At 64.5% G+C, this 26,437-nt stretch carries 25 protein-coding genes; 9 read left to right on the forward strand and 16 right to left on the reverse strand.

All coding sequences use genetic code 11. From position 1 onward, the window contains the following. Nucleotides 1-195: 195 nt before the first annotated feature. The 4 genes from tolB to tolQ are packed head-to-tail and all read right to left on the reverse strand — an operon-like array spanning nt 196 to nt 3,760. Nucleotides 196-1,542 carry a Tol-Pal system beta propeller repeat protein TolB gene (gene tolB, locus QRQ56_RS32055; RefSeq protein ID WP_438745408.1) on the reverse strand — a complete coding sequence of 449 codons (1,347 nt, stop codon included), beginning with the start codon at nt 1,540-1,542 and terminating at the stop codon, nt 196-198. A gap of 41 nt (nt 1,543-1,583) precedes the next feature. Beyond that, nucleotides 1,584-2,543, reverse strand: a complete 960-nt coding sequence (locus QRQ56_RS32060; RefSeq protein ID WP_438745370.1) for a protein TolA — start codon at nt 2,541-2,543, stop codon at nt 1,584-1,586. A 4-nt stretch (nt 2,544-2,547) separates the two neighbouring features. Continuing rightward, a complete protein-coding gene (tolR, locus tag QRQ56_RS32065; protein ID WP_438745371.1) occupies nt 2,548-3,000 on the reverse strand; it encodes a protein TolR in 453 nt (150 codons plus the stop codon). 43 nt (nt 3,001-3,043) lie between these two features. Next, entirely contained in the window at nt 3,044-3,760 is a 717-nt protein-coding gene (gene tolQ / locus QRQ56_RS32070; protein ID WP_438745372.1) for a protein TolQ, read from the reverse strand. 582 nt (nt 3,761-4,342) lie between these two features. Between tolQ and ggt the strand changes: the two genes are divergently transcribed. Next, nucleotides 4,343-6,046 carry a gamma-glutamyltransferase gene (gene ggt / locus QRQ56_RS32075; RefSeq protein ID WP_438745373.1) on the forward strand — a complete coding sequence of 568 codons (1,704 nt, stop codon included), beginning with the start codon at nt 4,343-4,345 and terminating at the stop codon, nt 6,044-6,046. 52 nt (nt 6,047-6,098) lie between these two features. Here ggt and QRQ56_RS32080 read toward each other — a convergent pair whose 3' ends face one another. After that, nucleotides 6,099-6,869: a serine O-acetyltransferase gene (locus QRQ56_RS32080; protein WP_438745374.1), complete on the reverse strand. Its 771-nt coding sequence runs from the start codon at nt 6,867-6,869 to the stop codon at nt 6,099-6,101. A 311-nt stretch (nt 6,870-7,180) separates the two neighbouring features. Here QRQ56_RS32080 and QRQ56_RS32085 point away from each other — a divergent pair, with 311 nt between their 5' ends. Beyond that, nucleotides 7,181-8,344 (forward strand): acyl-CoA desaturase, encoded by a 1,164-nt coding sequence (locus QRQ56_RS32085; RefSeq protein WP_438745375.1) that lies wholly within the window; start codon nt 7,181-7,183, stop codon nt 8,342-8,344. 27 nt (nt 8,345-8,371) lie between these two features. On the opposite strand, the gene QRQ56_RS32090 is transcribed toward QRQ56_RS32085, so the two are convergent. The 5 genes from QRQ56_RS32090 to QRQ56_RS32110 all read right to left on the reverse strand — a co-directional run bounded on the left by QRQ56_RS32090 (nt 8,372) and on the right by QRQ56_RS32110 (nt 11,115). Next, a complete protein-coding gene (locus QRQ56_RS32090; protein ID WP_438745376.1) occupies nt 8,372-8,539 on the reverse strand; it encodes a hypothetical protein in 168 nt (55 codons plus the stop codon). Between the two features lie 284 nt (nt 8,540-8,823). Next, nucleotides 8,824-9,315, reverse strand: a complete 492-nt coding sequence (locus QRQ56_RS32095; protein WP_438745377.1) for a DUF2852 domain-containing protein — start codon at nt 9,313-9,315, stop codon at nt 8,824-8,826. Nucleotides 9,316-9,436: 121 nt separating this feature from the next. Further along, nucleotides 9,437-10,177 carry a TetR/AcrR family transcriptional regulator gene (locus QRQ56_RS32100; protein WP_438745378.1) on the reverse strand — a complete coding sequence of 247 codons (741 nt, stop codon included), beginning with the start codon at nt 10,175-10,177 and terminating at the stop codon, nt 9,437-9,439. Nucleotides 10,178-10,271: 94 nt separating this feature from the next. Then, nucleotides 10,272-10,637: a hypothetical protein gene (locus QRQ56_RS32105; protein WP_438745379.1), complete on the reverse strand. Its 366-nt coding sequence runs from the start codon at nt 10,635-10,637 to the stop codon at nt 10,272-10,274. 73 nt (nt 10,638-10,710) lie between these two features. Then, the gene (locus tag QRQ56_RS32110; RefSeq protein ID WP_438745380.1) at nt 10,711-11,115 is read right to left on the reverse strand and encodes a YciI family protein; all 405 of its coding nucleotides are present in this window, start codon (nt 11,113-11,115) and stop codon (nt 10,711-10,713) included. A gap of 433 nt (nt 11,116-11,548) precedes the next feature. Here QRQ56_RS32110 and QRQ56_RS32115 point away from each other — a divergent pair, with 433 nt between their 5' ends. The 4 genes from QRQ56_RS32115 (at nt 11,549) to QRQ56_RS32130 (ending at nt 15,822) form a co-directional block, all read left to right on the forward strand. Next, the gene (locus tag QRQ56_RS32115; RefSeq protein ID WP_438745381.1) at nt 11,549-13,213 is read left to right on the forward strand and encodes a methyl-accepting chemotaxis protein; all 1,665 of its coding nucleotides are present in this window, start codon (nt 11,549-11,551) and stop codon (nt 13,211-13,213) included. 310 nt (nt 13,214-13,523) lie between these two features. Beyond that, entirely contained in the window at nt 13,524-14,312 is a 789-nt protein-coding gene (locus tag QRQ56_RS32120; RefSeq protein WP_438745382.1) for an SDR family NAD(P)-dependent oxidoreductase, read from the forward strand. Between the two features lie 164 nt (nt 14,313-14,476). Further along, entirely contained in the window at nt 14,477-14,914 is a 438-nt protein-coding gene (locus QRQ56_RS32125; RefSeq protein WP_438745383.1) for a hypothetical protein, read from the forward strand. Between the two features lie 551 nt (nt 14,915-15,465). Then, the gene (locus QRQ56_RS32130; protein ID WP_438745409.1) at nt 15,466-15,822 is read left to right on the forward strand and encodes a hypothetical protein; all 357 of its coding nucleotides are present in this window, start codon (nt 15,466-15,468) and stop codon (nt 15,820-15,822) included. 94 nt (nt 15,823-15,916) lie between these two features. Here QRQ56_RS32130 and QRQ56_RS32135 read toward each other — a convergent pair whose 3' ends face one another. The 4 genes from QRQ56_RS32135 to QRQ56_RS32150 form a co-directional block, all read right to left on the reverse strand. After that, the gene (locus tag QRQ56_RS32135; RefSeq protein WP_438745384.1) at nt 15,917-16,330 is read right to left on the reverse strand and encodes a VOC family protein; all 414 of its coding nucleotides are present in this window, start codon (nt 16,328-16,330) and stop codon (nt 15,917-15,919) included. 29 nt (nt 16,331-16,359) lie between these two features. Then, the gene (locus QRQ56_RS32140) at nt 16,360-16,899 is read right to left on the reverse strand and encodes an SRPBCC family protein (RefSeq protein WP_438745386.1); all 540 of its coding nucleotides are present in this window, start codon (nt 16,897-16,899) and stop codon (nt 16,360-16,362) included. Nucleotides 16,900-17,111: 212 nt separating this feature from the next. Beyond that, nucleotides 17,112-18,398 (reverse strand): RNA polymerase sigma factor, encoded by a 1,287-nt coding sequence (locus QRQ56_RS32145; RefSeq protein WP_438745387.1) that lies wholly within the window; start codon nt 18,396-18,398, stop codon nt 17,112-17,114. Next, nucleotides 18,395-18,763, reverse strand: coding sequence for a YciI family protein (locus QRQ56_RS32150; protein WP_438745388.1), 369 nt, complete (start codon nt 18,761-18,763; stop codon nt 18,395-18,397). Before QRQ56_RS32150 ends, QRQ56_RS32145 begins: the two co-directional genes overlap by 4 nt. Before the next feature lie 143 nt (nt 18,764-18,906). On the opposite strand from QRQ56_RS32150, the gene QRQ56_RS32155 reads away from it, so the two are divergent. Next, a complete protein-coding gene (locus QRQ56_RS32155) occupies nt 18,907-19,872 on the forward strand; it encodes a 2-hydroxyacid dehydrogenase (protein ID WP_438745389.1) in 966 nt (321 codons plus the stop codon). A 100-nt stretch (nt 19,873-19,972) separates the two neighbouring features. After that, on the forward strand, nt 19,973-21,940 hold the full coding sequence (locus tag QRQ56_RS32160) for a cache domain-containing protein (protein ID WP_438745391.1): 1,968 nt from the start codon (nt 19,973-19,975) through the stop codon (nt 21,938-21,940). Between the two features lie 232 nt (nt 21,941-22,172). On the opposite strand, the gene QRQ56_RS32165 is transcribed toward QRQ56_RS32160, so the two are convergent. Continuing rightward, complete coding sequence (locus tag QRQ56_RS32165; protein WP_438745392.1) at nt 22,173-22,853, reverse strand: TetR/AcrR family transcriptional regulator; 681 nt, start codon at nt 22,851-22,853, stop codon at nt 22,173-22,175. A 108-nt stretch (nt 22,854-22,961) separates the two neighbouring features. On the opposite strand from QRQ56_RS32165, the gene QRQ56_RS32170 reads away from it, so the two are divergent. Next, nucleotides 22,962-23,606 (forward strand): glutathione binding-like protein, encoded by a 645-nt coding sequence (locus QRQ56_RS32170; RefSeq protein WP_438745393.1) that lies wholly within the window; start codon nt 22,962-22,964, stop codon nt 23,604-23,606. A gap of 75 nt (nt 23,607-23,681) precedes the next feature. Here the strand turns inward: QRQ56_RS32170 and QRQ56_RS32175 are convergent, their stop codons facing one another. Next, the gene (locus QRQ56_RS32175) at nt 23,682-25,832 is read right to left on the reverse strand and encodes a methyl-accepting chemotaxis protein (protein ID WP_438745394.1); all 2,151 of its coding nucleotides are present in this window, start codon (nt 25,830-25,832) and stop codon (nt 23,682-23,684) included. Nucleotides 25,833-26,437 lie beyond the last annotated feature (605 nt).

The raw sequence follows: 26,437 nt of genomic DNA on the forward strand, positions 1-26,437 counted from the left end.
CCAGATGAAGCCTTTCTGAGGGAACATCGTTAAAGTCGAGTTGTTTTTCGGTATCGACGAACCGATTTCTGCTTAAATATCAAGCAACTAGGCAACGCTTGCCGAGCGCAAGGTGAAGAAAGGATTGCTTTCCTCACCAAACGCGAAAAAATCAGCGCGCTTTTTCGACAACATCGCGCGTTGCAAGCGCGCGATCTACTGACCCGCCGTCGAGGACAGCAGCGGCGACCATGCCGGGTCGGACGCGAAGCCCGGCGTCGGCACCTTCAGCTCGTTGCGGCCGGAGATGTCGACCGAGTACAGCGAGGGTCCGCCGTTGCCGCCGGGATCGCGGAAGAACATCAGCACGCGGCCGTTCGGCGAGAAGGTCGGGCCTTCGTTGTGATAGCCGGAGGTGAGGAGGCGCTCGCCGGAGCCGTCGGGCTTCATGACGCCGATCGAGAACTGCCCGCCGCCCTGCCGGGTGAAGGCGATGTAATCGCCCTTCGGCGACCACACCGGCGTCGAATAGCTGGCGTTGGTGTCGTCCTTGGAGAAGGAGATCCGCTGCGCCTGGCCGCCGCCCGCCGCCATCACGTAGATCTGCGAGCGGCCGCCGCGATCGGACTCGAAGCAGATGCGGGTGCCGTCCGGCGAGTAGGACGGAGAGGTGTCGATCGCCGGCGTGTCGGTGAGGCGCGTGGTCGAGCGCGAGCGCAGATCCATCGCGAACAGGTTGGAGTTGCCGCCCTGCTGCAGGCTCATGATGACGCGCTGGCCGTCCGGCGAGAAGCGCGGCGCAAAGGTCATGCCCGGGAAGTTGCCGACGATCTCGCGCTGGCCGGTCTCGATGTTGAAGAGATAGACCTTCGGATCGCCCTGCCCGAACTCCATGTAGGTGATCTCTTGCGAGTTGGGCGAGAAGCGCGGCGTCAGCACGAGGTCCGAGCCACGGGTCAGATAGCGCACATTGGCGCCGTCCTGGTCCATCATCGCGAGCCGCTTGACGCGGCGCTCCTTCGGGCCGCTTTCGTCCACGAACACCACGCGGCTGTCGAAATAGCCCTTTTCGCCCGTCATCCGCTCATAGATCTGGTCGGAGATGATGTGAGCGATGCGGCGCCAATATTCCGGCGAGGTGAAATATTGCTGGCCGGCAAGCTGCTGGCCGGAGATCACGTCCCACAGGCGGAATTCAGCCTTCAGCCGGCCATCGGGCTGGCGCGTCATGCGGCCGGTGACGAGGGCCTGCGCGTTCAGCGTCTTCCAGTTCTGGAATTGCGGCGCGACGTCGATGTTGCTGATGCGCTCGATGAAGGCGGCCTGGTCGATCGGGGCGAACAGGCCCGAGCGCTTCAGATTGTTGGTAATGACCTGCGTGACGCCGTTGCCGACATCGCCGTCGGCCGGCGAGCCCGGCACGAAGCCGGTGATCGCGATCGGGATCGGCTGGAATTCGGTGGGATCGATGCGCAGTCGCGGCTGGCCCTGCGCGAGAGTCTGTCCGCTCCCGAGCACAGCAAGCGTCGATCCCGTCAGGGTCATGAAACGGCGGCGGTTCATCGATCGAGCGTCATTCATTGCAAAATTCTTATGTTCGGATGTCACAACATGTCTTTCAGACCGAAAGTCATCGGGATGAGCTTCCAGTTGTCGTATTGCTGCTTCGGCAGGAACGAATAAACCTGACACTGCACGATGGCGCGCTTGGCGCTCTCCGCCACGGCTTGCGCGATCGAGCGCGACGGTCCTCGCACCGCGACGATGACGGGCTCGGACGCGAGCGATCCGTCGATCTTCATGGGAATGTCGATGTCGGCTTCGTACAGATTGGCGTCCTGCCCGTTATAGGTGGGCGTGAAGCAGCGCTTGACCGCGCCCTGGAATGCACCTTGCCAGGTCGCAACGTTGTTGGCGGCAGTCCCGGTCGCGGCTCCCAGCGATGCCGACGCATTCAGCGCCGAGCCGGTCTGCTCGTGCCGGGTCGCGGCGCGCTTGTCGAGGTCGCGCTGGATCTGCGCGGGATCGAAGCTGCGCTCCTTGGGCTTCGGCTGCTGCTGCGGCTGCACCGCGGCAACCTTCTGCTCCACGGGCTTCGGCGGCGGCTTCTTGGCCTCCTGCTTTTTCATGAGCTCGGCGAGCGGATCTTCCTTGGCCGGATCAGGCTTCTTCTCCTGCGGCTTCGGCTCTTCTTTCGGCTTCGCCTCGGCCACGGGCTTCGGCGGCTCGGGCTTCTTCTCGACGGGCTTCTCGACCGGCTTCGGCGGTGGCTCCGGCTGCGAATTGGTCTTGATCAGCTCTTTCTTCTCGGTGACCTTGCCGACGGCGTCTTCTTCCGGCTTGGGCTCCGCGATCTTCTCGACCTTGGGCTTCAGCTCTTCCTTCTTGCCGGTCTTCTGCCCGGCCATCATCTTGGCGAGCTGATCGGTGGAGATGATGTCGATCGGAAGCGACTCTTCCGGCGCGATGTAGGCCTTGCTGCTGAAGGTGACGAGCCCCCAACCCAGCACGAGGACGTGGAGGGCAATCGACGCAACGAGTGTCTTGTCGACGTTCACCTTCACCGGCCTAGGACCCCTGATCCGCTTCCGTGACGAGGGCGAGCTTCTTGAACCCGGCGCCGGAGAGCTGGCCCATCACCTTGGCCACCGTGCCGTAATCCGCCTTCTTGTCGGCGCGCAGATAGATGCGCTCCTCGAGACCGCCGCGCGCGTCGGTGATCGCCTTCAGCTTGGGGATCAGCTCGTTGATCGGGATCTCGGAATCGTTGATGAACACCTTGCCCTTGATGTCGACCGACATCTGGATCGGCTTCTGGTCGTTGTTCTCGAGGCTCTTGGCTTGCGTCTGCGGCAGGTCGAGCGGCACGCCGACCGTGAGCATCGGCGCCGACACCATGAAGATGATGAGCAGCACCAGCATCACGTCCACCATCGGCGTGACGTTGATCTCGGCCACGACGGGCTTGCGCCGGCCGCGGCGCCCGCCGCCTCCGGACGAACTCGCAACGTTCATGGCCATGATCGCGTGCCCAAATTGCCCTTCACACTATACATGCCGTCCGTCAGGCCCGCTCGTCGATCTGACGGGACAGGATGGCTGAAAATTCATCGGCGAAGCCTTCCAGCCGCTGGGCCTGCCGGTTCACCTCGGACGTGAACTTATTGTAGAAGATAGTGGCAGGAATGGCGGCGATAAGGCCGACGGCGGTCGCAAACAGCGCCTCCGCGATACCCGGCGCCACCACCGCCAGAGAGGTATTTTTCGACGCCGCGATCGACTGGAAGCTCGACATGATGCCCCAGACCGTGCCGAACAGGCCGACGAAGGGGCCGGCGGAGCCGACGGTCGCGAGCACCAGCAGGCGGCGTTCCAGCCGCTCGACCTCGCGGGCGATCGAGACGTTCATGACCTTGTCGATACGCATCTGCAGACCCGCGACCGAGCGGGCGTGGCTCTCGAAGGAGCGCTTCCACTCGCGCATGGCCGCGACGAAACAGGCCGCCATCGAATGCGTCGGCTTGGCCGAAAGCGTGCGGTAGAGGTCCTCGATCGATTCGCCGGACCAGAAGGCCTGCTCGAAGCGGTCCATCGAGCGGCGGGTGCGCGCAAACAGGAAGATCTTGTCGATGGCGATCGCCCAGACCCAGACCGAGCAGGACAGAAGTCCCAGCATCACGGCTTTCACGATCCAGTGAGCCTGCCAGAACAGCGCGATCAGCGACACGTCCGCGGAAGCGGCAACCGGAAGGGCTGACTGAGCCACGTCGGCCGGATTCATAAGCAGTATCCTCTCAAGGCGATCGTTATCCGATATGCCGGCCAGCAAATGGCGACCGGTTCCCCAATGGCCGCGCTAGCACCGGCGCGGCCGGCAAGCCCGCTCAAAGCCTTGTCTTTCGGGGTGCAGGGGCTCGTCCAAAGCCGGCCGTCTGCATTCCCTGCCAAGATGTCAAAACTATGGGCCTTTGGCCCCGGGCCTTGACGGGCTCGGCTTCGGGCTTTGGGCGCGATTGTCCGCCCTTACCAGAGCCCGGCGTTGGTTAATGCGAGGTTACCACAGGCGAATTTGGCTGCGGGAAAGGTAGGCAGTGCAGATAGATGGGAGGCAGGCCCGTGGCCGGCGAAAGGTCGGTTCCCTCTCCGCTTGCGGGCGAGCGAGTCCGCGGCGAAATCGTAGCCCGCACGAGCGAAGCGACATGCGGGGATCCGCGAACGGTCCCGAACATCGTTTCATTCATCCGGGCTTCTGCATCCCGCCTCACGCCTGCTAGGCTGCCCTCGCATCGACCAACAAGGGCCGGGACAGCCGGCCTCGCCAAGGGAGCGCGCCGTGCAAAATCCGGGAACAAGCCGGCGGTGGATGACCGCCGCGATCGTCTCCATCTGCCTTGTGGCCAGCCCCTCGCGCGCCGCATCGCTCGCGCCGGTCGCTGCGGAAAACGGCATGGTGGTGTCCGCGCAGCATCTGGCGACCCAGGTCGGCGTCGATGTGCTCAAGCGCGGCGGCAATGCCGTCGATGCCGCGGTCGCCGTCGGCTATGCGCTGGCCGTGGTCTATCCGGCAGCCGGCAATCTCGGCGGCGGCGGCTTCATGACGATCCAGCTCGCCGACGGGCGCAAGACCTTTCTCGACTTCCGCGAGACCGCGCCCAAGGGGGCGACCGCGAACATGTATCTCGACACGGACGGCAACGTCATCAAGGGCATCTCGACCAAGGGGCACCTCGCCGTGGGCGTGCCGGGATCCGTCTCGGGCATGGAATATGCGCGCGAGAAATACGGCACCATGAAGCGCGCCGACCTGCTCGCGCCCGCGATCCAGTTCGCCGAGCAGGGCTTCGTGCTCGACCAGGGCGACATCGACCTGCTGCGCACGGCCACCAACGATTTCAAGGAGGACCCCGCCTCGAGCGTCATCTTCCTCAACAACGGCCAGCCGTTCAACGTCGGTGAGAAGCTGGTGCAATCCGAGCTGGCGAAAACGCTGCGCGAGATCAGCGGCAAGGGCACCGACGGCTTCTACAAGGGCTGGGTCGGCAGCGCCATCGTGGCCTCGAGCCAGGCCGGCAAGGGCCTGCTGACGCAGGACGATCTCGACGGCTACAAGACGCGCGAGCTTCCTCCGGTCGAATGCGACTATCGCGGCTATCACGTGGTGTCGGCGCCGCCGCCGAGCTCGGGCGGCGTCATCATCTGCGAGATCTTGAACATCCTGGAAGGCTATCCGCTGAAGGAGCTGGGTTATCACTCCGCAGCGGCCACGCATGTCCAGATCGAGGCGATGCGCCACGCCTACGTGGACCGCAACAGCTATCTCGGCGACCCTGATTTCGTGAAGAACCCGCTCGACCGCCTGCTCGACAAGGCTTACGCGGCCAAGATCCGCGCCGTGATCGATCCGAACAAGGCGGGCGTCTCCAAGGACATCAAGCCGGGTGTCGCGCCGCATGAGGGCAGCAACACCACGCATTATTCGATCGCGGACAAGGACGGCAACGCGGTGTCCGTCACCTACACGCTGAACGACTGGTTCGGCGCCAAGGTGACGGCGGCCAAGACCGGCGTGCTGCTGAACGACGAGATGGACGACTTCACTGCCAAGGTCGGCGTTCCCAACCTGTATGGCCTGGTGCAGGGCGAGGCCAACGCCATCGCGCCCGGCAAGCGGCCGCTGTCCTCGATGAGCCCGACCATCGTCACCAAGGACGGCAAGCCCGTCATGGTGGTGGGCACGCCGGGCGGCAGCCGCATCATCACGGCCGTGCTGCAGACCATGATCAACGCGATCGACTACGGCATGAACGCGCAGGAAGCCGTCGACATGCCGCGCATCCACCAGCAATGGCTGCCGGACCTGACCAATGTCGAGAACTATGCGCTGTCGCCGGACACGCAGAAGATCCTTGAGGGGATGGGCCATAAATTCGGCCCGCCGCAACCGGCCAATCACCTCGCCGTCATCATTGTCGGCGCGCCGGCGCTGAACGGCAAGCCAGTCGGCAACAACCGCTATTACGGCGCCAACGATCCTCGCCGGAACAGCGGGCTGGCGGGCGGGTATTGATCAAATCAACTGCGCTGGTTCGCAATTCGTAGCGGATGAAGGACGGCGCGCGTCAGGCCGCGGATGCAGGCTCGGGGCAGTTGGTGAGCCGCGCGGGGTTGCCCACGGCGGTGCAGCCGACCGGGACGTCTGAGGTCACCACCGTGCCGGCGCCGATCTTGGCGAGATCGCCGATGCTGACGTTGCCGAGGATGCTCGCGCCGGCGCCGATGAACACGCCGCGGCCGATGCGCGGCGAGCGCGGCGGCAGCTCACTGCTGCGGCCGATGCTGACATTCTGAAGGATCGTAACCTCGTCGCCGATCACGACATCGGCGCCGATCACGATGCCTGTGGCGTGGTCGAGATAGACCGACGAGCCGATGCTGGCCGCCGGGTGGATGCTGACCTGCAGCACGTTCGAGGCCTCGTTCTGAAACAGCAGCGCCGCATCGCGATGGTCGTGACGCCACAGCCAGTTCGAGACGCGCCAGGCCTGCAAGGCGACATAGCCCTTGAAGTGCAGCAGCGGCGCCAACAGGCTGGCGATGGCAGGATCGCTGCGCACGATGGCCCGCAGATCGCAAGCCGACGCTTCGATCAAGTCCGGCGCCGCGCGAAAGGCATCGCGGGAAAAGGCAGCGAAGCGCGCCTGCTCCGCGACGTTGCCGCCCAGCCTGCGCCCGATCAAGGCGGCCAGGGCGGCCGCGAGATCGTCGTGATCGAGCACGGCCTCGGCAAGCGACGCACCGAAGACGGGATCGGATGCAACCGCACGCTGCGCCTCGTCGCGGATCGCCTGCCAGAGCCGGTCGTCCGTCGTCGCGTTTGCTGCTGCCGTCATCGCCATCTCCGGTATCCAGAGACTTCCTCATATAGATCGTCGGCAAGCTGCGCGCCACGCCCCGGGCGACAGGCACGCCCCGAGCACCATGCCGCAGCCCCCCGTGAGGCTACGAGCTTGCGTGCCGGACAGCGGCGACCATATAGTCCGTGGAATTTACGGTCGACGCTGCTTTGGCCGGAATGTCCGTGCAAAGCAGCTCGTTCCAGTCCCCGCGGTGGTCCGCCATCCGCGGGTTTTTCGTACCCGGCCGCCCCCGGAGCTGCCGTCACGAAATTCCGGAATCCCGTTAACCGAGGTCACGCCTAGACATGTCGCCCAACGCGCCCGCCGACGACCACCACGACGACGTCATGTACCCCTCCGCCATACCGTTCGTGCTGGTTCATCTCGGCTGCTTCGCTGCGATCTGGTCAGGCATCACCTGGGAGGCCCTGGCGATCTGCGGGTCGCTGTATGTCATGCGCATGTTCGGGGTCACGGGAGGCTACCACCGCTATTTCTCGCACAAGGCGTTTGCCACCGGCCGGGTGTTTCAGTTCGCCCTCGCCTTCCTCGCCCAAAGCACCGCGCAGAAGAGCGTGTTGTGGTGGGCGGCCAAGCATCGGCATCATCATCTGCATTCCGACACCGAGCTGGACGTGCATTCGCCGCGTCACCGCGGCTTCGTGTACAGCCATCTCGGCTGGATCTTCTACCGCGAGCACGACGAGACCGACCTCGTGAAGGTCGGCGATCTCACGGTCTATCCCGAGCTGATGTGGCTGCACCGGCTGGAGTTGCTGCCGGCCTTCGTGCTCGCGGGACTCTGCTTCCTGATTGCCGGCTGGTCCGGACTGGTCGTCGGCTTCCTCTGGAGCACAGTGCTGGTCTATCATGCGACCTTCTGCATCAACTCCCTCGCCCATGTGCACGGACGCAAGCGTTACGTGACGGGCGACGATTCCCGCAACAATTGGCTGCTGGCACTGCTCACCATGGGCGAGGGCTGGCACAACAATCACCACGCCTATCAGAGCAGCGCGCGGCAGGGCTTCTACTGGTGGGAGATCGACGTCACCTATTACGTCCTCAAAGTGCTGTCCTGGTTCGGCATCGTCTGGAACATGAAGGCGCCTCCCGAGCAGGTGCTGCGCAACGAGCAGCCGCTCGGCGCCCGCGTCATCAACCGGGCTGCCCGCGAGCTTGCCGGGCGGTTCGATGCACCGGCGCTGGCACAGGCGATCTCCTCGGCCCTGCACCGGGCCGACCCGGCTCAGTTGCAACTGCCGACGCTGCACGACATTCTCAACCGCGCACATGAGGGCGTCGACGCGCTGACCCATCTGCATCTGCCGAAGATACCGACCCGCGACGAATTTCTCGCCGAGGCCAAGGCGATATTCGCGCGAACGCGATCACTCAACGAGATCGTGGACCACGCCTACGAGCACTTCCTGGCTTCGGTTCGCGCGCAGCTCGTGACAGCGCGCTGAGACTTGCCGGTCATCAGAGGCACGGGCCTATGGCCCCTGCCCTTGGCCGTGCACCACCCCGCAAAACGCTCGCCCGCCCGCACATGGGCGAAAATGGCAGTCGGGGTCGGCGGCGCAGCCGCCATAGACGAGGCCGACATAGCCCAGCACCGCGAAGGCGGTGATGCCGAGCGACAGGCGGGTATGGAGGTCCATTTGCATTAGTATTGGGGAGCGTGCGCCGGTTCGGCGGCAGAAGCGCGAATGCTTCCGCATCGTCATGGCCGGGCCCGTCCCGGCCATCCACGTCTTGCCAAGACAGATCCAAGAACGTGGATGCCCGGGACAAGCCCGGGCATGACGGAGCTTTGGCTAGCGAGGCCCAAAACCAAACCGCCCGCCTGCGGGTTGCGCAGACGGGCGGCTCGGGGCCATCAGGACTTTGGGGGCATGCGCCTGAAGGCTTTGAGAGTGTCGGCCTCGAGGATCAGCCTTGGAGATCAACCCTGCTGCTGATCGGTCGGCGGCGGGGTCGGACGCGTCTTGTGCTGGGACATGAACTGGTCGAACTCTTCCTTGTCCTTGGCGTGACGCAGACGATCGAGGAAGTTCCTGAACTCGACCTGCTCCTCCTCGAGCCGCTGCAGCGTCTCGGTGCGGTATTCGTCGAAGGCGCGGTTACCGGAGGACGGCGGGCCGAAGCCAAAGCCGAAACCCCGGCGCTCCATGCGGCCGCGCATGCGGTCCATCTTGTACTGCATCCGCTCCATCTTGTTCTGCCAGCGGTCCTGATTGCTCCAGCACGACATTCTTCTGCTCCCGAGTGTGAAAAAGAGAAGGGCAAGTCCGATCGGCCACCAGATGATGAAGCCGAGAATGGTCACGGCGATCCAGCCGGGATGCCAGGGCGTATCGAGCATGCGGGGCCGCTCGTACTGCTGCTGGTGGTCCGAGGGGCCGCGCCAGCGATTGACGTCAGCGGTGTAGGCCATTTCCCTTCTCCATCACGGCATCAGCGCCGTTGTGAATGTAAATAACATTTACATAGCTAGACCATCCCGCGATTTTGTCAAGCTGACCGCCTGACACGCCCGCGTGATTATTTGCGTAATTTTATTTCGGCTTGCCCCAGGGACCACCCGGCGGGACGCCCGAACCGGAGGCCGCCTCCGGCGGCACCGGAGGCGGCTCGGCGCCCTTCGCCGGCGGACGACGGTCGGTCGGGAATCCGAGACCGCGCAGATAGATCAGCACCTCGGCCTCAAGCAGCTCGTCCGGCGACATCGGCAGCTTCCGCCGCGCGGCATCGCCGCGGGAGAACAGCGAGGCGACGCCATGCGCCATCGACCAGATGTGCAGAGCCATCATCATAGCCGGCGGCCGCGGCGTGCCGGGCGGCGCCAGCGCGGCAAGACGCTCGGCCGCTGCACGAATGATGTTGAAGGCGCGCTCGCTCGCAGCCTGTAGCGCGGGATTGGAATCGACGGGAAGGCCGGATTCGAACATCGCGTTGTAGAATGCGGGCTCCTCGCGGGCAAAGGCGAGATAGGCCTTGCCGACGCGCTCGAAGGCCGTGACGGTGTCGGGGCGCCCGTCGTCCCAAGCCGCGGTCAGGCGGGACTCGAATTGCTCGAAGCCGCGCTGGGCGATCGAGGACAATAGCTCGTCGCGGTCGCGGAAATGACGATACGGCGCCGCCGCGCTGACGCCGGCCATGCGCGCAGCATCGGCGAAGGTGAAGCCGGCCGCGCCCTTCTCGGCGATCAGCCCGAGAGCGGCCTGCAACAGGGCTTCCTTCAGATTGCCGTGGTGATAGCCGCGCTCGGCGCGGCGCTGTTCCTTGCGCCAGCTCATGTGAACGACCTTTACATGAGCTGGGCGCGAAGGTCACTAGCACGGGCCGGATTGGTTAACCCGTATTTCCACCGTCAGTCCGGGGCGATGCGGACTACATCTGCGGAATCGGCAGCACGGGCATGACCTCGATCGCCTCGCCCGGAAAGATCGCAAAATGCGGGTGGTTCTCGAACAGTTTGGCAGCCGCCTCCTGCGAGGCGGCCCGCACCACCGTGAAGCCGGTCAGGGCGTTGCTGATCTCGGCGATGCCGCTGCCGTCGATCCTGCGGGTCTTGCCGAGCGGGCCGCCCAGCTCGACGATGACATCCTTGTGCTTCTCGACCCAGCCGTGCCAGGCGGCCATGCCCTCGCGCTCACGTGCCTTCCGTTCCGCTTCGGGCATCGCGTGCCAGGCCTTCATCTTGTCGCCGCTCATGCTGCCCAGATAGACGGCGAGGAATTTGTGCTCGGTGCTCATGGTTTCTCTCCCTTGTTGAAGCTTGGTGACGGCCGCGATCCCAATCGCGGCCATCGTGGCTATGTCTGCGTGACTACGTCTTCAGCTCGTCGAAGCCGGCGGCCGCGGCCTGCACGTCAGGCGGAAAATCGCTGATCTCCTGCACCTGCCGGATTTCGATGATCTCATTCGGCGAGGCCGGGCACTGCTTTGCCCAGGCAATCGCCTCGGCCCGCGAGGCGACCTCGATCATCCAATATCCGCCCAGGACTTCCTTGGCCTCGGCGAAGGGGCTGTCCGTGACCATCGGCTTGCCGGTCGCAAACGAAACCCGTGCGCCCATCGACGGCGGATGCAGGCCGTCGAGCGTGATCAACACGCCTGCGTCCTTGAGCGCCTCGTTGTAGCGCATCATCGCCGCGACACGCTCGGGATCGAGTTGCACGTCCGGCGGCGCGGCCTCGTAGCCAAGCGGGATCATCAGCATCATGAATCGCATTGGGTCCTCGTCACTCTCAGTTCTCTCGGGGTCACGAACCCGGAAATGGCAGCCGTGTCCCCATAAGACGAACGTGGCTGCACGAGACCGACAAGGGCCGCAAAATTATCTCAGAGGTCGATTCCGCTGAGGGAGACGGCGCGAAAGGCGTCGCGACCACGACCCTGCCCGGCTGCAGAACTAGTTCAACACGCCGCGAAAAATAATTCGACGTCGTCCGTACAAATACGAATCCGTCATATGAATTCCGCCGTGCATATGAAACGAGAACGCTTGCCGGTTGAGATAGATGGCCGATGCACGTAAATTTGCGGAACCACCCGCAGACCCGGCCTCGGTTTACAGACGCTCAAGGAGAACATGCAACTTTTCGGCGCGGAGGAAACGGTACGCCAATGTTGCTGATTCGCTCCGAAAGCATGACGGGGCTCACGTGTTCAATTTCCTAAGCAAGAAGGTCAAGCACGCCATCGCGGAAGTCGAGGCGCTCGACCGGTCGCAGGCCGTGATCGAATTCGGTCTCGACGGCACCATCCTCGATGCCAACGAGAACCTGCTCAAGATGAGCGGCTACTCGCTGGCCGAGATCAAGGGCAAGCACCACAGCATCTTCGTCAGCCCGGCCGAGCGCGAGAGCGGGCGCTACCGCGACTTCTGGGCCAGCCTGAACCGCGGCGAGTTCCAGACCACGCAGTACAAGCGTTTCGGCAAGAACGGCAAGGAAGTCTGGGTCCATGCCTCCTACGCGCCGCTGCGCGACGACAACGGCAAGGTGGTCTCCTTCATCAAGTTCGCCACCGACATCACGGCGTACAAGATCAAGACCATGGAGGATTCCGGCAAGATCGCCGCGATCAACCGCGCGCAGGCCGTGATCGAGTTCAACATGGACGGTACCATCATCACCGCCAACGAGAATTTCCTGGGCGCGATGGGCTACTCGCTCGACGAGATCAAGGGCAAGCACCATTCCATGTTCGTGACGCCCGAGGACCGCGCCAGCGCGGCCTATGCCGCGTTCTGGGCCAAGCTGAACCGCGGCGAGTTCGAGGCCGCCGAATACAAGCGGATCGGCAAGGGCGCCAAGGAGATCTGGATCATCGCGACCTACAATCCGATCCTCGACGAGAGCGGCAAGCCGTTCAAGGTGGTGAAGTTCGCGACCGACGTCACCGCGCAGAAGATGAAGACGGCGGACAGCGACGGCCAGCTCGCCGCGATCCAGAAGTCGCAGGCGGTGATCGAATTCAACATGGACGGCACGATCCGGACCGCCAACGAGAATTTCCTGAAGGCGATGGGCTATTCGCTGGCCGAGATCAAGGGCCAGCACCACTCGATGTTCGTCGAGCCGGGCGAGAAGAATTCGGCGGCCTATCGCCAGTTCTGGGAAACGCTCAACCGCGGCGAATACCAGGCCGCCGAATACAAGCGGATCGCCAAGGGCGGGCGGGAGATCTGGATCCAGGCCTCCTATAACCCGATCTTCGATCTCAACGGCAAGCCCTACAAAGTGGTGAAATACGCGACCGACATCACCGCGCAGGCGATCGGCCGCAAGAAGGCCGACAACGCACGCGGACTGATCGAGGCCGTGGCCGCCGGCAGCGAGCAGATGAGCGCCTCGATCCGCGAGATCTCCGAGACCATGGCGAAGTCGCGCGAAAATTCGAAGGTCGCGACCTCGAGGGTCGAATCCGCCGACGGCCAGGCCCAGAAGCTGACCGCGGCCGCACAGGCCATGAGCGGCATCGTCGAAATGATCTCCGGCATCACCAGCCAGATCAACCTGCTCGCGCTCAACGCCACGATCGAATCGGCCCGCGCGGGCGAAGCCGGCCGCGGCTTTGCGGTGGTGGCGTCCGAGGTAAAGAGCCTCGCGAACCAGGCCAAGCAGGCGACCGACACGATCACGACCGAAATCGGCGCACTGAACACCATCTCCGGCGACGTCGCCAGCTCGCTGACCGCGATCAAGGTCGCGATCGCGGGCGTCAACGAGTTCATCGCCTCCACCGCCGCGGCGGTCGAGGAGCAGAGCATCGTCACGGCCGACATGTCAGCCAACATGCAGCGCGCCTCGGCGGAGCTGTCGTAAGGCGCCGACTCCGCTGCCCTATCGGCCCAGGCGCTCGCTGGCTCTCCGGCGTCATTGCGAGCACAGCGAAGCAATCCAGAATTCCTCCGCGGAAAGAGGCTGGATTGCTTCGCTGCGCTCGCAATGACGGAGCAAGGGGATATGCCGGCGTTCTCCAAATTGCATCTCGACTTGCTGCTCCGGGCTTCGAGTCCTCCGAGAACCAAGCACCCGCGGCTCCACCAGCTTGGCTCTTCCTCACTCGCACCAAAGCGCAGTAGAAGGAGCACGTACCCACGCGCCTCCTTTTTCGAGACAGGACAGATCTCCCATGCCGCAAGCCCCGCAAAAAGTCGCCCTCGTCACTGGAGCCGCGCGCGGCATCGGACTTGCGACCGCGAAGAAGTTCCTGGCTGAGGGTTGGCGTGTGGCGCTGCTCGACATCGAGGGCGAGCTGCTCGGCCGGGCGGTCGCCGACATCGGCCAAAGCGAGGCGACGCTGGCGCTGACCTGCGACGTCTCGGACGCAGCAGCGGTGAGCGCTGCAATGGAGACGGTCGAACGCCGGTTCGACCGGCTGGATGCGCTGGTCAACAATGCCGGCATCGCGGTGTTCGCACCGCTGATGGAAACGTCCGAAACCGATTGGCGCCGCGTGATCGAGGTCAACCTCACCGGCCCGTTCCTCTGCACCAAGGCCGCGGTGCCCTTGATGCGCGAGGGCCATGGCGGCGCCATCGTCAACATCACCTCGATCTCGGCGGTGCGCGCCTCGACGCTGCGCTCGGCCTACGGCACCAGCAAGGCCGGGCTCGCGCACCTGACCAAGCAGCTCGCGGTCGAGCTCGCCTCGCTCAACATCCGCGTCAATGCGGTCGCGCCGGGGCCCGTCGACACCGCCATGGCGAAGCAGGTGCACACTAAGGAGATCCGCGCCGACTATCACGATGCCATTCCGCTCAACCGCTACGGCCTCGAGGAGGAACTTGCGGATGCGATCTACTTCCTGTGTTCTGCCAATGCCAGCTACATCACCGGCCAAATTTTGGCCGTTGATGGCGGCTTCGATGCGGCAGGTATCGGCCTGCCGACACTGCGCGGCCAGCGCCGCAACGGATAGGCAATGTAGGGTGGGTTAGCACTGCGGGCCGCGCAAAACGCGGGCCGTTCTGCGTAACCCACCTCTTCTCACACGACGCCGAAAATGGTGGGTTACGCCGAGCCATTGCGCTTTGCGCAATCTCTCAGCTAACCCACCCTACAAATCGAGTTGGTGGAGATTTCATGCTTCGTATCACCTACGTCAAAGCCCTGATGCTCGCATCGGCACTGCTCGCCATCACGCCCGCCGTCGCCGAAATCCGCATCATCCAGTCGCCGGGTGGACAGGTCGGGCCGTTCCTCGATTTGTTCGAGAAGGTGCGCGACAGCGGCGAGCGCGTGGTGATCGACGGTCCCTGCCTGTCCGCGTGCACGCTGGTGCTGAGCATCGTCCCGGGCGAACGCATCTGCGTCACCAAGCGCGCCGTGCTCGGCTTCCATGCGGCGCGTTCGGTGGACCGGCGCGGGCGCTTCTATGCCGAGCCGGAAGCGTCAGTCGCCGTGCTTGCCGCCTATCCAGGCGCGGTGCGCGACTGGATCAGCCGCCGCGGCGGCCTCACCTCGCGACTGCTTCTCCTCAAGGGGCGCGATCTCGCCGCAATCTATCCGCGCTGTCGATGATGAATGTGGCGGTCGCCATGAACCGCGTCACATGCGGGGATGTCTGGCTTGCAAGGCACTTGGCAAAGGCACTTGATTAAAGGCATTTGGCTCGCTTGAGGCCATAAGGCAGGTTCCCTGTGCCGCACGCCACGTGCGCACCGGGGCTCTCCGCTATCACGCGGTGGCTGCCTTCAATAGAGAGTCTGGATCACCGGCACCAGCTTGAGGCTGGCGCAGATAAGCATCCCCCACAGGGCAAAATTGATCTGTAGCGCCGCTGCCATCGGTCGCTCCCCTTCCAAGTGACGTCCACCCCAGTTTATCGATTTTATGACTCACCAATAACGATTCTGACGTGCAGATCACAGCCCAATATTTCGTCAATTGTTGTGCGATGCGATCCGCATTGTTTCACGAAGCGGCCTCACTGCTTGCGCAAAGTGGTGCGAATCCTGCGCTTGTTCTTCGGTCATGCCGGCCAATCGGTTTGCCTTGAGTTCCATTTGACAGACGCGATGCAAGTTTCCCCTGTGGCGCATTCGCATCGCGCACCGAACACTGGATCCGGCATGGTGCGACATGGCTTCATCTTGCTCACTTTCTGCACAGCGCTGCTTGGATGTGCAGTCGCACCGGCGCAGGAGCGTCGTTCGATCGCCTGGGATGGCTTCGGCCAGGATCCGAACAAGATCTCGAAGCTCCCTGTCGCGAAGCGACGCGCCGCGCCCCCTGCGCCAGCGGCGAGTGATCCCAATCAGGAACGCGAAAGAGTGCTCGGCACCTTGCGGCCTTACTCCGAGGCGTGGTGGGCGGTGTATGACGAGATCGAAGCGGAGCGCGACAAACAGCTTGGCACCAAGCTCGTGATCTGCCCCCGCTGCGTTCAGCCGCGGCAGGACGAAGAGGTGACCGGATCGATCCGTTGAGCGGCCGATCCGGTTAGGACTCGATAATGCGTCCCCTGCTCCCGCAAGGAGAGAGGGGACGCGCGTCAATCGATCACGCGCGCGGTCGCACGCCTTACATTCCTTCCGCCGGGCAGTTCACCATCCAGGGGATGCCGAACTTGTCGACGCACATGCCGAATCCCTTGGCCCAGAACGTCTTGCTGAAGGGCATGGTGACGGTGCCGCCGTCGGCGAGCGCGTTGAATTTGCGCTCGCCCTCCGCGGGGTCTGCGTATGTCAGCGAGATCGAGAAGCCCTGCGGCTTGCTGAAATGTTCGCCCGGCGCGTCGGACGCCATCAGCACGCTGCCGCCGGGCAGCGACATCCGCGCGTGCATGATGGTCTTCTCGCGGCCGGGCGCGGCGGGCATGTCCGGCGGCGCATCCGAGGCGCGCATCATCGCGTCGATCTTGCCGCCGAGGACCTTGGCGTAATAATTGAACGCCGCTTCGCAATTGTCCTGATAGAACAGATAGGGGTTGAGCATCGTTTCGCTCCTCTTCGGTTGCGGTTGGCTTATTGCTTTTCGGTGAGCTTCTTCAGGCTGGCGAGGCCTGCTTCGAAATCCTTGCCGATCATGCTGTCCATGTTGATGAACACCTGCATGACCTTGGACAGGAACGGGGCCGGACCATACATGGCCCATGTGACCAGAGTGGCATCGCCCTGCGGCACAAAGGTGAACTCGGCGGTGTTGTGGCCCTCGAACGGCCGCTCGAAATCGAGCTTGATGCGAAGCTTCGAAGGCCCGCTCGCGTCGAGGATCTCCATATGCCCGGCGCCGACATTGTTGTTGCCGTCCCAGGCGTAGGTCGCACCCTTTCCTTCCGCGGCGCCGCCGAACGTCCGCTTCATGGCGGGATCGCGGCCCTCATAGGGCGACCAGCCGGTCCAGCGATGGAAATCCGCCACCTGCGGATAGATCGCGCCCGCGGGCGCCTTCACGGCGAGACTGCGCTCGACGCGAAATGTGTCGGGCTTCGTCAACGCGAAGACGAGAACCCCGGCGATGCCGACGGCGAGCACGACGGCGATGATGGCAACGGCTTTCAGCATGGATGGCTCCGTGGATACGGGCTAAGGACGAACGGGGATGGCGGGGGCCGACAAGGCTGGACGAATCTTTTCGTCATGGGCGGGCGCGTCCCGCCTGCGCGGCCGAAGCCGCTTCGGCGCGGCGAAGGCCCGGCCATCCCCGTTCTTGGACGCCGATGGCTAGACGTGGATGCCCGGGTCAAGCCCGGGCATGACGGCGGAGAGGGTCCGCGTCACGTCGCCTTCGCGCTTTGCTTGGCCTTCGGCTGGCTGTCACGGATCAGGCGATCGAGATGCATGCGGATGTGGGCGGCTTCCGCGGAGGTGTTGGCCAGCGCGATGGCGCGATCGAACGCGACCCGCGCTTCGTCGTTGCGGCCGAGCTGCATCAGGAAGGCGCCGCGCACGCCGTGGAAGTGGAAGTAGTTGGCGAGCTTCTGTGCCAGGGGCTCGATCAAATCGAGCGCGGCCTGCGGCCCTCGCACCTTGGACACCGCAACCGCGCGGTTGAGCGTCACCACGGGAGACGGCTGCACGATTTCGAGCGCGCCGTAGAGCAGGTCGATCTGCGTCCAGTCGGTCTCCTCCGGCGTCTTCGCGCGGGCATGTAGCGCGGCGATCGCTGCCTGGATCTGATAGGGGCCGCTGCGGCGGTGGCGCATCGCCTTGTCGATCAGCGCAAGCCCTTCCGCGATCATGGTGCCGTTCCACATCGAACGGTCCTGATCGTCCAGCAGGATCAGCGAGCCGTCCGCGGCAAAGCGCGAGGCGCTGCGCGCATGCTGCAGCAGGATGAGCGCCGTCAGCCCCATGATCTCCGGCTCGCTCGGAAACAGCCGCAGCAGCAGGCGGGCCAGCCGGATCGCTTCCTCGCAGAGCGGCTTGCGGATCTCGGCGGTGTCGCCGCTCGCCGAATAGCCTTCGTTGAAGATCAAATAGATCATCGCCGCGACACCGACGAGCCGCTCGGAGCGTTCGACCGCGCCGGGCGCCTCGAACGGCGTGCCGGCTTCCGCGACCTTCGCCTTGGCGCGGGTGATCCGCTGCTCCATCGCGGCGTCCGAGACCAGGAAGGCGCGCGCGATCTGCTTCACGGTGAGGCCGGAGACGATGCGCAGCGCCAGCGCGATCTGCTGCGTTGCCGGCAATTGCGGATGGCAGCAGATGAACATCAGCCGCAGGATGTCGTCGCGGTAATGCGAGCCATCGAGCCGCTCGGCGAGCGCACCCTCGGCGTCATCGAGATCGGAGATCGCCTGGTCGTCCTCGGGCAGCGGCTGCTGCTTGCGGGTGCGTCGCACCTCGTCGATGGCGGCATTGCGGCCGACCATGATCAGCCAAGCCGCGGGATCGCGCGGCGGCCCATTCTGCGGCCAGCTCTTGAGGGCGCGAAGCGAGGCGTTCTGGAACGCCTCCTCGGCGGTGTCGAGATCGCGGAAATAGCGCAGCAGCGCGCCGACCGCCTGGGGGCGCGCCGAGGTCAGCGCGGTCTCAATCCAGGCGGTGTCGGCTTCGCTCACGTCAGATTTCCTCCGGGCCGGAACACGCCGACGGGACGCACCTCATAGGCGCCGCCGGGATTGGCCGCACCGAGGTCGCGGGCGACGTCGAGCGCATCGTCGAGATTCTTGCAGTCGACGATGTAGAAGCCCAGCAGCTGCTCCTTGGTCTCGGCATAGGGGCCGTCGAGCACCAGCGGCGGGTCCTCCTTGCGCAAGGTCGCCGCCGCCGTGGTCGGCAGCAGCCGCGCGACCGGTCCGAGCCGCCTCTCCTTGGTCAGCCTGTCCTGCACCACGGCGAGCTTCTTCATCACGGCCTCGTCCTGCTCCTTGCTCCAGGAGCCGACGAAGTCCTCATCATGATAGCAAAGGATTGCATAAAGCATGGGCGACATTTTCCTCGGGTGTTGTTCTAAAGACGCCCCACTATGCCCCGCCCCGACAAGGCTGCGGAAATAATTTGCGAGAAGAATCCGTCAGATCGTGCCAATGAGGGCCACCCAAAGCGGAACCTTATGAGGCACTTCGAATGACCATGGGCACACTAGCCGTCCTGATCAACAGCACGCAGCAGAACTGGCTGCCGGAGCGCTGGAAGGCTCGGTTCGATGCGGTTTGCGGCGGCCGCCGCGTGGTGCTGCTGCCCGATTCCGCCCTCGACCCGGCCGAGGTGCACTATGCCACGGTGTGGAAGCCGGTGCCGGGCGACCTCGCCTCCTTCCCTAATCTGCGGGCGATCTTCAATCTCGGCGCCGGCGTCGACGCTCTGACGGCGGACAAGAGCCTGCCTGACGTGCCGCTGGTGCGCGTCGCCGTGCCCGATCTCACCAATCGCATGACCGAATATGTGGTGCTGCACGTGCTGATGCATCACCGCCAGGAGCTCTACTTGCGGGATTCGCAGCGCGCCAGGCGCTGGGAGCCGAAATATCAATGGCCGGCCAGCGCCGTCACGGTCGGGGTCATGGGGCTCGGCACACTCGGCGCCGACGCCGCCGACGTGCTGCGGCGGCTCGGCTTCCGTGTCGCCGGCTGGAGCCGCAGTCCCCGCGACATCGTGGGCGTCGAATGCTTCCATGGCACCGCAGGCATGGATGCGTTCCTGCGCAAGACCGACATCCTGGTCTGCCTGCTGCCGCTGACGCCCGACACGCATGGCATCCTCAACCGCGACGTTTTCGGCAAGCTTCACCGCGACAGCCCGCTCGGCGCGCCGGTGCTGATCAATGCCGGCCGCGGCGGATTGCAGAACGAAGCCGACATCCTGGCCTGCCTCGACGACGGCACGCTGGGCGCCGCCTCGCTCGACGTCTTCGTGCAGGAGCCGCAGCCGCCGGACAGCCGGTTCTGGACCCACCCCAAGGTGGTGCTGACGCCGCACAATGCAGCCGACACCGACGCGGACGCGATCTCGGCCTATGTCGCCGAGCAGATCGCGCGGTTCGAAGCCGGCGGCGCGCTGGAGAACGTGGTGGACCGGACGCGGGGGTATTGAGGCCGCCCCCACAACCACCGCGACGCCGGTATCCCGTTCACCCTCTCTTAGCGAGAACTTGATATGCGTTCTTAACCAACGGTCAACGAACGAGCCAGACATGCGCGCGAGCCTCGGCCTCAGGATGCGGATCACGGTCGCCCTCGCGGTGACGGCGGCGGCGACGGCCCTGTTTGCCGTGCTCGGGGCCATGTGGATCATCGCGGGGATCATCGACCGCGCCGATCAGCGCGAGCTGCGCAGCCATTACGACGCCCTGCTGTCGCGGATCGCGGAGGAGTCGCATCGCGCCGCCGCCATGAGCACGGTCGTGGCCGCGATGCCGGCGACGCAGGATGCAATGGCCAAGCAGGACCGTAACGCTCTGACCGCCCTGTTCAGGCCGGTCTTTGCCGCCACCAAATCGGAATACGGTGTCGAGCAGTTCCAGTTCCATGTGGCGCCGGCGACCTCGTTCCTGCGCGTGCACCAGCCCGCGAAATTCGGCGACGATCTCTCCGGCTTCCGCAAGACCGTTCTGGTCGCCAATCAGGATCGCAAGGTCGTGGTCGGCCTCGAAGGCGGCGTTGCCGGGCTCGGCATCCGCGGCGTGGTGCCGATCGCGCAAGGGGACAAGCAACTCGGCACGGTCGAGTTCGGCCTGACCTTCGGCCAGTCCTTCCTCGACGACTTCAAGACCAACCGCCACGTCGACATCGCCTTCCATCTGGCCGACGGCTCGGCCTTCAAGCTGTTCGGCGGCACGCTGAAGGGCAAGAGCTTCTTCGACGCGGCCGATTACGGCCGCGCCACCGCAGGCAGCTTCACCGTGAAGCAGGCCAAGTTCGACGACATTCCGGTCGCCGCGCTGCTCGGACCGATCAAGGATTTCTCCGGCAAGCCGCTCGGCGCCGTCGAGCTGGTGATGGACAATGCCGACTACGTAGCCTCGGCCGACCGCGCCTGGCTGCTCGCCATCGGCATCGCGGCGCTCGGCCTCGTGCTGGCCGCGATCGTCGGCTATCTCATTGCCCGCAGCATCTCGCGTCCGATCATCTCCATCACCTCGGTCATGCGCGAGCTTGCCGACGGACATCTCGACGTCGCCGTTCCCGCCAGCAAGGCCAACGACGAGGTCGGCGCCATGGTGAAGGCGGTGGCGGTGTTCCGCGACAATGCGTTGCGCTTCAACGCGCTCCAGGCCGAGCAGCTGGAAGCCAAGGCGCAGTCCGAGGCGGAGAAGCGGCGGACCTTCGCCGCGCTCGCCGACAATTTCGAGGCCAGCATCCGCGACGTCGTCACCACGGTGTCGTCGGCCGCCGTCGAGATGGAGCATACGGCGCGCTCGATGTCGTCCATCGTCGAGCAGTCTCGCGAGCAGACCCGCGCGGTGTCGTCGGCCTCGACGCTTGCCTCGGAGAACGTGCAGACCGTCGCGGCCGCGGCGGAGGAGCTGTCCTCCTCCATGACCGAGATCAGCCGGCGGCTAGCCCACGCGACCGAGGTCGTCGGCAAAGCCGCCAGCGACGGACGTCAGTCGAACGCGCGCGTGCAGAGCCTGGCGGAAGCCGCCCAGAAGATCGGCGACGTCGTCTCCTTCATCAACGGCATCGCCGGCCAGACCAATTTGCTGGCGCTGAACGCCACTATCGAGGCGGCACGCGCGGGCGAAGCCGGCCGCGGCTTTGCCGTGGTTGCCTCCGAGGTCAAGGCGCTGGCGACGCAGACGGCGAAGGCGACCGAGGAGATCGGCGCGCAGGTCAATGCGGTTCAGGGCGAGACATCAGGCGCGGTGGACGGCATCCAGTCGATCTGCACGACGATCCGAGAGGTCGACGAGATCTCGGCCGCGATCGCCGCCGCCGTCGACCAGCAGGGCACGGCGACACAGGAGATCGCGCATAACGTTCAGCAGGCCGCCGCGCGCACCGGCGAGGTCTCGCAGAACATCTCCGGTGTCACGGCCGGCATCGCCGCAACGGGCACCGCGGCGGAGGAAGTGCTGGGTTCGGCGGTCGAGCTGTCGAAGCAGTCGCAGCGGTTGCGCGATGAGGTGGATCGCTTCCTCGCGCAGATCCGCGCGGCGTAGTTGTTGGACGCGGGATCACGCGACATACTCGGTGTCGTCCCTGCGAACGCAGGGACCCATAACCACAGGGAGTGATTGTTGAGCGAGCTGGCAACTCCGAGTCTTCGCCAAACTCCTCCCTGTGGTTATGGGTCCCGGATCGGCGCTCCGCTCAGGGACAACGCTACGCGTTGCCCAGAGCTGCGCTTGTCCGGGACGACAGTCTGCTGCTTGGCTCTCACTACAACGACAGCTAGGCTTTGGCCCCCAGCATCACATCGATCGCACCCTTCACGATCGCCTCCAGCTCCTTGCGCGTGACCCGCGCGCGCGAGCGGATGGCGATGCTGTGGACGGTGGCTGACGCGAGCTGGGCCAGCACGAGCGGATCGGCGCTCTCCGGCAACTCGCCCTTCTCTTTGGCGCGGCGGAAGCAGCTCGCAAAGGCCTTGTCGAGCTCGGTGAGGCCGTCGAGCACCATGGCGCGGATCTCGGGGTCGCCGACCGCTTCGGATGCCGCCGTCACAACGGTGAAGCAGCCGCGCGGGCCGGTCTCGCCCGACAGGTAGATGTTCAGCGCAGAGGCGAAGATGCGCTCCAGCCGCTGGCGCACGGGCATCTCCTCGCGAAAGATCGCCGCCATGGAGGCCCGCGCTTCCTCGCGATAGCGCTGATAGCTCTTGATGTAGAGCTCACGCTTGTCGCCGAAGGCACCATAGAGGCTCGGCCGGTTCATCCCGGTCGCCTCGCTGAGATCATCGAGCGAGGTCGCGGCGAAGCCCTGCCGGCGGAACAGGTCCAGCGCCTTGCCGAGCGCAACATCCGGCTCGTAGGCGCGCGGGCGGCCGCGGCGTTTGGGTTCGCTGCGGCGCTCGGGTTCGCCGCGGCGCTCGGGCTCATTGGCAGCAGCTGGCGGCTTTGATTTTTGTACCATCTTGCAAATTAATCCTTGACCGACCCCATATTATGCAAGACAGTACAAAAATCAATCTGGCCAGGTTGAGCGACCCCCCAAAGAGGAACTTGCCCAAGGAGGCTACAGATGGATCTCTATTTCTCGCCCCTCGCCTGTTCGATGGCGACCCGCGTCGCGCTGTATGAAGCCGGCGCCGAGGCGAATTATCTCGAAGTCGACCCGCCGACCAAGACCGTGATGAACGACGGCTCCGACTTCCGCGCCGTCAATCCGATCGGTCTCGTGCCGACACTGCGCACCGACGAGGGCGTGGTGCTGACCGAGAACGCGGCGATCCTGCAATACATCGCCGACCGCTTTCCGCAATCCGGCCTCGGCGCCGCGGAGGGCATCGAGCGCACGCGGCTGCATCAATGGCTCTGCTTCATCGGCACCGAGCTGCACAAGGGGCTGTTCATCCCCGTGCTCGACCGCAAGGCGCCGCAGGAAACCAAGGCCTATGCGCTCGAGAAGAACCTGTCGCGGCTCGACTATCTCGACAACTACCTGAAGGGCCGCGACTTCCTGCTCGACCATTTCAGCGTCGCCGATGCCTATCTCGTCACGGTCATCAACTGGACCATGGCGACACCGCCGATCGAGCTCGCGAAATGGCCGAACGTGAAGGCCTATTACAAGCGTCTGCGCCAGCGGCCGTCGGTCGCCAAGGCGATCGCCGAGGAGTTCGAGCTGTACAAGGCCGAGCTCGCCCGCAAGAAGGCGGCGGCGTAAGCCGGCTCGAACACTTCACTGCACTGTCGCTCAAGTCGTTGTTCCCCGGAGGTGGGGACAACGACTTGTCTTCGTTCAGGCGGCCCTGACACTGTCGAGAAAGCGGCCGACCTCCATTCGCAGCCGGTTGCTGTCGCTCGAAAGCGCTTGCGCGGCGCCGAGCACCTGCGCGGAGGCCGAGCCGGTTTCGGTCGCGCCGCGCTGGACATCGCTGATGTTCGACGAGACCTGGTGCGTGCCCTGAGCGGCTTGCTGGACGTTGCGCGCGATTTCCTGGGTCGCGGCGCCCTGCTCCTCGACCGCCGCTGCGATGGTCGACGAGATCTCCGACAAGGACTTGATCGTGCTGCTGATCATCTTGATGGCGCTAACCGAATCCTGGGTCGCGCCCTGGATGCCGGAGATCTGCTGGGAAATCTCGCCGGTGGCTTTGGCAGTCTGCTCGGCCAAGGCCTTCACTTCAGAGGCGACGACGGCAAAGCCGCGGCCGGCTTCGCCCGCCCGCGCGGCCTCGATCGTCGCGTTCAAGGCGAGCAGGTTGGTCTGGCCAGCGATGGTGTTGATGAGCTCCACGACGTCGCCGATGCGCGCCGCCGCTTGGGAGAGCTCGCCGACCTTCTGATCGGTGAGGCGAGCCTGCTCGACGGCCTCATTGGCAATCCGTGCCGACTCCTGGACCTGCCGGCCGATTTCGTTGACGGACGATGACAGCTCCTCCGTGGCGCTCGCGACGGATTGCACGTTGGTGGAGGCCTCTTCGGAAGCCGCCGCAACCATGGTCGCAAGCTTCTCCCCGCGCTCCGCGGTCGAGGTCAGCGTGTTTGCCGAGGCCTCCAGCTCGGTCGAGGCCGACGAAACCGTTTCGATGATCTCGCCCACGGCGCCCTCGAAATTCCCCGCGAGCTTGTGCATTTCCACCTTGCGCTGGGTCGCCGCCCGCTTCTCCGTCGCCTTCAGCTCGTCGCGATCGAATCGAACGATGGCCTGCAAGGTCTGCAGATTGCGAAGAGCCGCGCCGAGCTCGTCGTCGCGTTCGACGACGATGCGGTTGTCGAGCTTGGCCTGGTTGATGCTGAGCATCGCATCGTTCAGGCGCTGAAGCGGACGGACGATGGCACGGATCGTCTGCCGACTCACCAGCCCGCCGATAGCGATGCTCGCCACCAGGAGGGCCAGCGCACCGCCGACCAGCCAGCCATATTCGTGTTCGGCTGCATCATATTCCGACTTGGCTTCCTTGACCTGGATCGCCACGAGCTTGTCGAGATCCGTCTTCGCCGCCTCGTACAGCTCGCGCGCGCGCCCGGCCAGCAGGATGGCGAGTTCCTCATATTTCCGCTCGGCAGAGAGCGACAGCGCCGGCTTCAGTCCCTGCTCGACATAATTCACACGCTTGGGCGTGAAGCTGTCCGCAACGCTTTTTTCCTCCGGCGTCAGATAGGTCGCCATGTAGTCAGCCCAGGCCTTCCCGACCTTCTCCAAATTGGCATTCACCTTGGCTGCAATCCCTTCGACCGGCTTCCCGGCCCGTCCATTGGTGGCCGCCTCGAACAGGAGCACCGTGTTGTCCCTCATCCGGTCATTGATCTCGAAGAGCTGCGACAGCGGCACCGCACGGTCTTCGTAAATCGATTGCAGCCGCGAATTGCTTTGGCGCGTCCCCTGCAGGCCCATGATGCCGATCGCCAGCAGGAACAACGAGAGGATGGTGACGAGTGTGACCAGACGCGCGTTGAGCGTGCCGGTGAAGATGGACAATCGATCAAGCGGCGAACGTCGGCGAATCATGCCGGCATCGAGCCTGTAATTGTGCGGCTTGTTCTCGCGGATCTTCGCATACACCTGCTCGGCCTCGGCGCGCTGGTCGGCGGGCAGCTTGGTGCGGATGGAACTGTATCCGACGATCTGTCCGTTCTGCCGGATCGGAGAGGCGGTCGCCAGCACCCAGTAGAAGTCGCCATTCTTGCGCCGGTTCTTCACGGCGCCCGACCAAGGCTTTCCCTGCTGCAGCGTGGCCCACAGATTTTCGAAGGCGGCGGGCGGCATCTCCGGATGACGAATGATGTTGTGCGGCTGCCCCATCAACTCGGCTTCCGAAAACCCGGCGGCTTCGACGAACTGATCGTTGAAGTAGGTCAGCTTCCCTTTCGTATCAGTGTGGGAAACGATCAGCGCATCATCGGTAATTGGATATTCGTTCGTCGTGACCGGCAGATTGGTCCGCATGGGGGCCTCCAAAGGCGCATTCGCAAAAATCGAACCTGTGAACTTCAGGTAAGCGCCGAAGGATTTAATTTGCCTAAATGAAGGGCATCGATCCGATCGATGAAATCATTTTGACTCACGGTTTTCGGCAAAACGCATTTGATGACCGTAGGACCACGGCAACCGCTGGATGGTCGAAACTATCTCGCAGCTTCACGCGCGCTCGCGAATCGCGCGCCGCAACTCTGATCGCACCGACGTTGCAGCCGCTTCTCGTTCGCAGCTGGCCGTACGGCACGCGCGGTAAAATCGTGACGATGTGCGGCTCGGCGTTCGTTCGTAGGATGGGTAGAGCGTAGCGAAACCCATCGATTATCTTCGCGTTGAGACGTGATGGGTTTCGCTTCGCTCTACCCATCCTACAAACTCGCGGACATACCTTTCGCATTCTCGCGGCGTGTTGCGCCCGAGCTTTGCTGTTCTCTTCCGCCCTCATCGAAGCAAGGGCGCAGGGAAGGCCGGGCGCCGGCTGGCACCCGAAGTCCCGCGTGTGCAAAAGACGCGCACGGGGTGGACGACAGGTGATGCCGGTCGCCCGGCCTTCCCTGCGCAGTGGTTTTCACGGT

The organism is Bradyrhizobium sp. U531 (genome assembly GCF_051710265.1).
Classification (GTDB): Bacteria; Pseudomonadota; Alphaproteobacteria; order Rhizobiales; family Xanthobacteraceae; genus Bradyrhizobium.

Bases quoted from the DNA above. Each gene is read 5' to 3' on its own strand.
- tolB (WP_438745408.1), bottom strand. From the start codon at position 1,542: ATGAACCGCCGCCGTTTCATGACCCTGACGGGATCGACGCTTGCTGTG.
- tolR (WP_438745371.1), bottom strand. From the start codon at position 3,000: ATGGCCATGAACGTTGCGAGTTCGTCCGGAGGCGGCGGGCGCCGCGGC.
- tolQ (WP_438745372.1), bottom strand. From the start codon at position 3,760: ATGAATCCGGCCGACGTGGCTCAGTCAGCCCTTCCGGTTGCCGCTTCC.
- ggt (WP_438745373.1), top strand. From the start codon at position 4,343: ATGACCGCCGCGATCGTCTCCATCTGCCTTGTGGCCAGCCCCTCGCGC.
- QRQ56_RS32080 (WP_438745374.1), bottom strand. From the start codon at position 6,869: ATGACGGCAGCAGCAAACGCGACGACGGACGACCGGCTCTGGCAGGCG.
- QRQ56_RS32085 (WP_438745375.1), top strand. From the start codon at position 7,181: ATGTCGCCCAACGCGCCCGCCGACGACCACCACGACGACGTCATGTAC.
- QRQ56_RS32090 (WP_438745376.1), bottom strand. From the start codon at position 8,539: ATGGACCTCCATACCCGCCTGTCGCTCGGCATCACCGCCTTCGCGGTG.
- QRQ56_RS32095 (WP_438745377.1), bottom strand. From the start codon at position 9,315: ATGGCCTACACCGCTGACGTCAATCGCTGGCGCGGCCCCTCGGACCAC.
- QRQ56_RS32100 (WP_438745378.1), bottom strand. From the start codon at position 10,177: ATGAGCTGGCGCAAGGAACAGCGCCGCGCCGAGCGCGGCTATCACCAC.
- QRQ56_RS32105 (WP_438745379.1), bottom strand. From the start codon at position 10,637: ATGAGCACCGAGCACAAATTCCTCGCCGTCTATCTGGGCAGCATGAGC.
- QRQ56_RS32110 (WP_438745380.1), bottom strand. From the start codon at position 11,115: ATGCGATTCATGATGCTGATGATCCCGCTTGGCTACGAGGCCGCGCCG.
- QRQ56_RS32120 (WP_438745382.1), top strand. From the start codon at position 13,524: ATGCCGCAAGCCCCGCAAAAAGTCGCCCTCGTCACTGGAGCCGCGCGC.
- QRQ56_RS32125 (WP_438745383.1), top strand. From the start codon at position 14,477: ATGCTTCGTATCACCTACGTCAAAGCCCTGATGCTCGCATCGGCACTG.
- QRQ56_RS32130 (WP_438745409.1), top strand. From the start codon at position 15,466: ATGGTGCGACATGGCTTCATCTTGCTCACTTTCTGCACAGCGCTGCTT.
- QRQ56_RS32135 (WP_438745384.1), bottom strand. From the start codon at position 16,330: ATGCTCAACCCCTATCTGTTCTATCAGGACAATTGCGAAGCGGCGTTC.
- QRQ56_RS32140 (WP_438745386.1), bottom strand. From the start codon at position 16,899: ATGCTGAAAGCCGTTGCCATCATCGCCGTCGTGCTCGCCGTCGGCATC.
- QRQ56_RS32150 (WP_438745388.1), bottom strand. From the start codon at position 18,763: ATGCTTTATGCAATCCTTTGCTATCATGATGAGGACTTCGTCGGCTCC.
- QRQ56_RS32155 (WP_438745389.1), top strand. From the start codon at position 18,907: ATGACCATGGGCACACTAGCCGTCCTGATCAACAGCACGCAGCAGAAC.
- QRQ56_RS32160 (WP_438745391.1), top strand. From the start codon at position 19,973: ATGCGCGCGAGCCTCGGCCTCAGGATGCGGATCACGGTCGCCCTCGCG.
- QRQ56_RS32165 (WP_438745392.1), bottom strand. From the start codon at position 22,853: ATGGTACAAAAATCAAAGCCGCCAGCTGCTGCCAATGAGCCCGAGCGC.
- QRQ56_RS32170 (WP_438745393.1), top strand. From the start codon at position 22,962: ATGGATCTCTATTTCTCGCCCCTCGCCTGTTCGATGGCGACCCGCGTC.
- QRQ56_RS32175 (WP_438745394.1), bottom strand. From the start codon at position 25,832: ATGCGGACCAATCTGCCGGTCACGACGAACGAATATCCAATTACCGAT.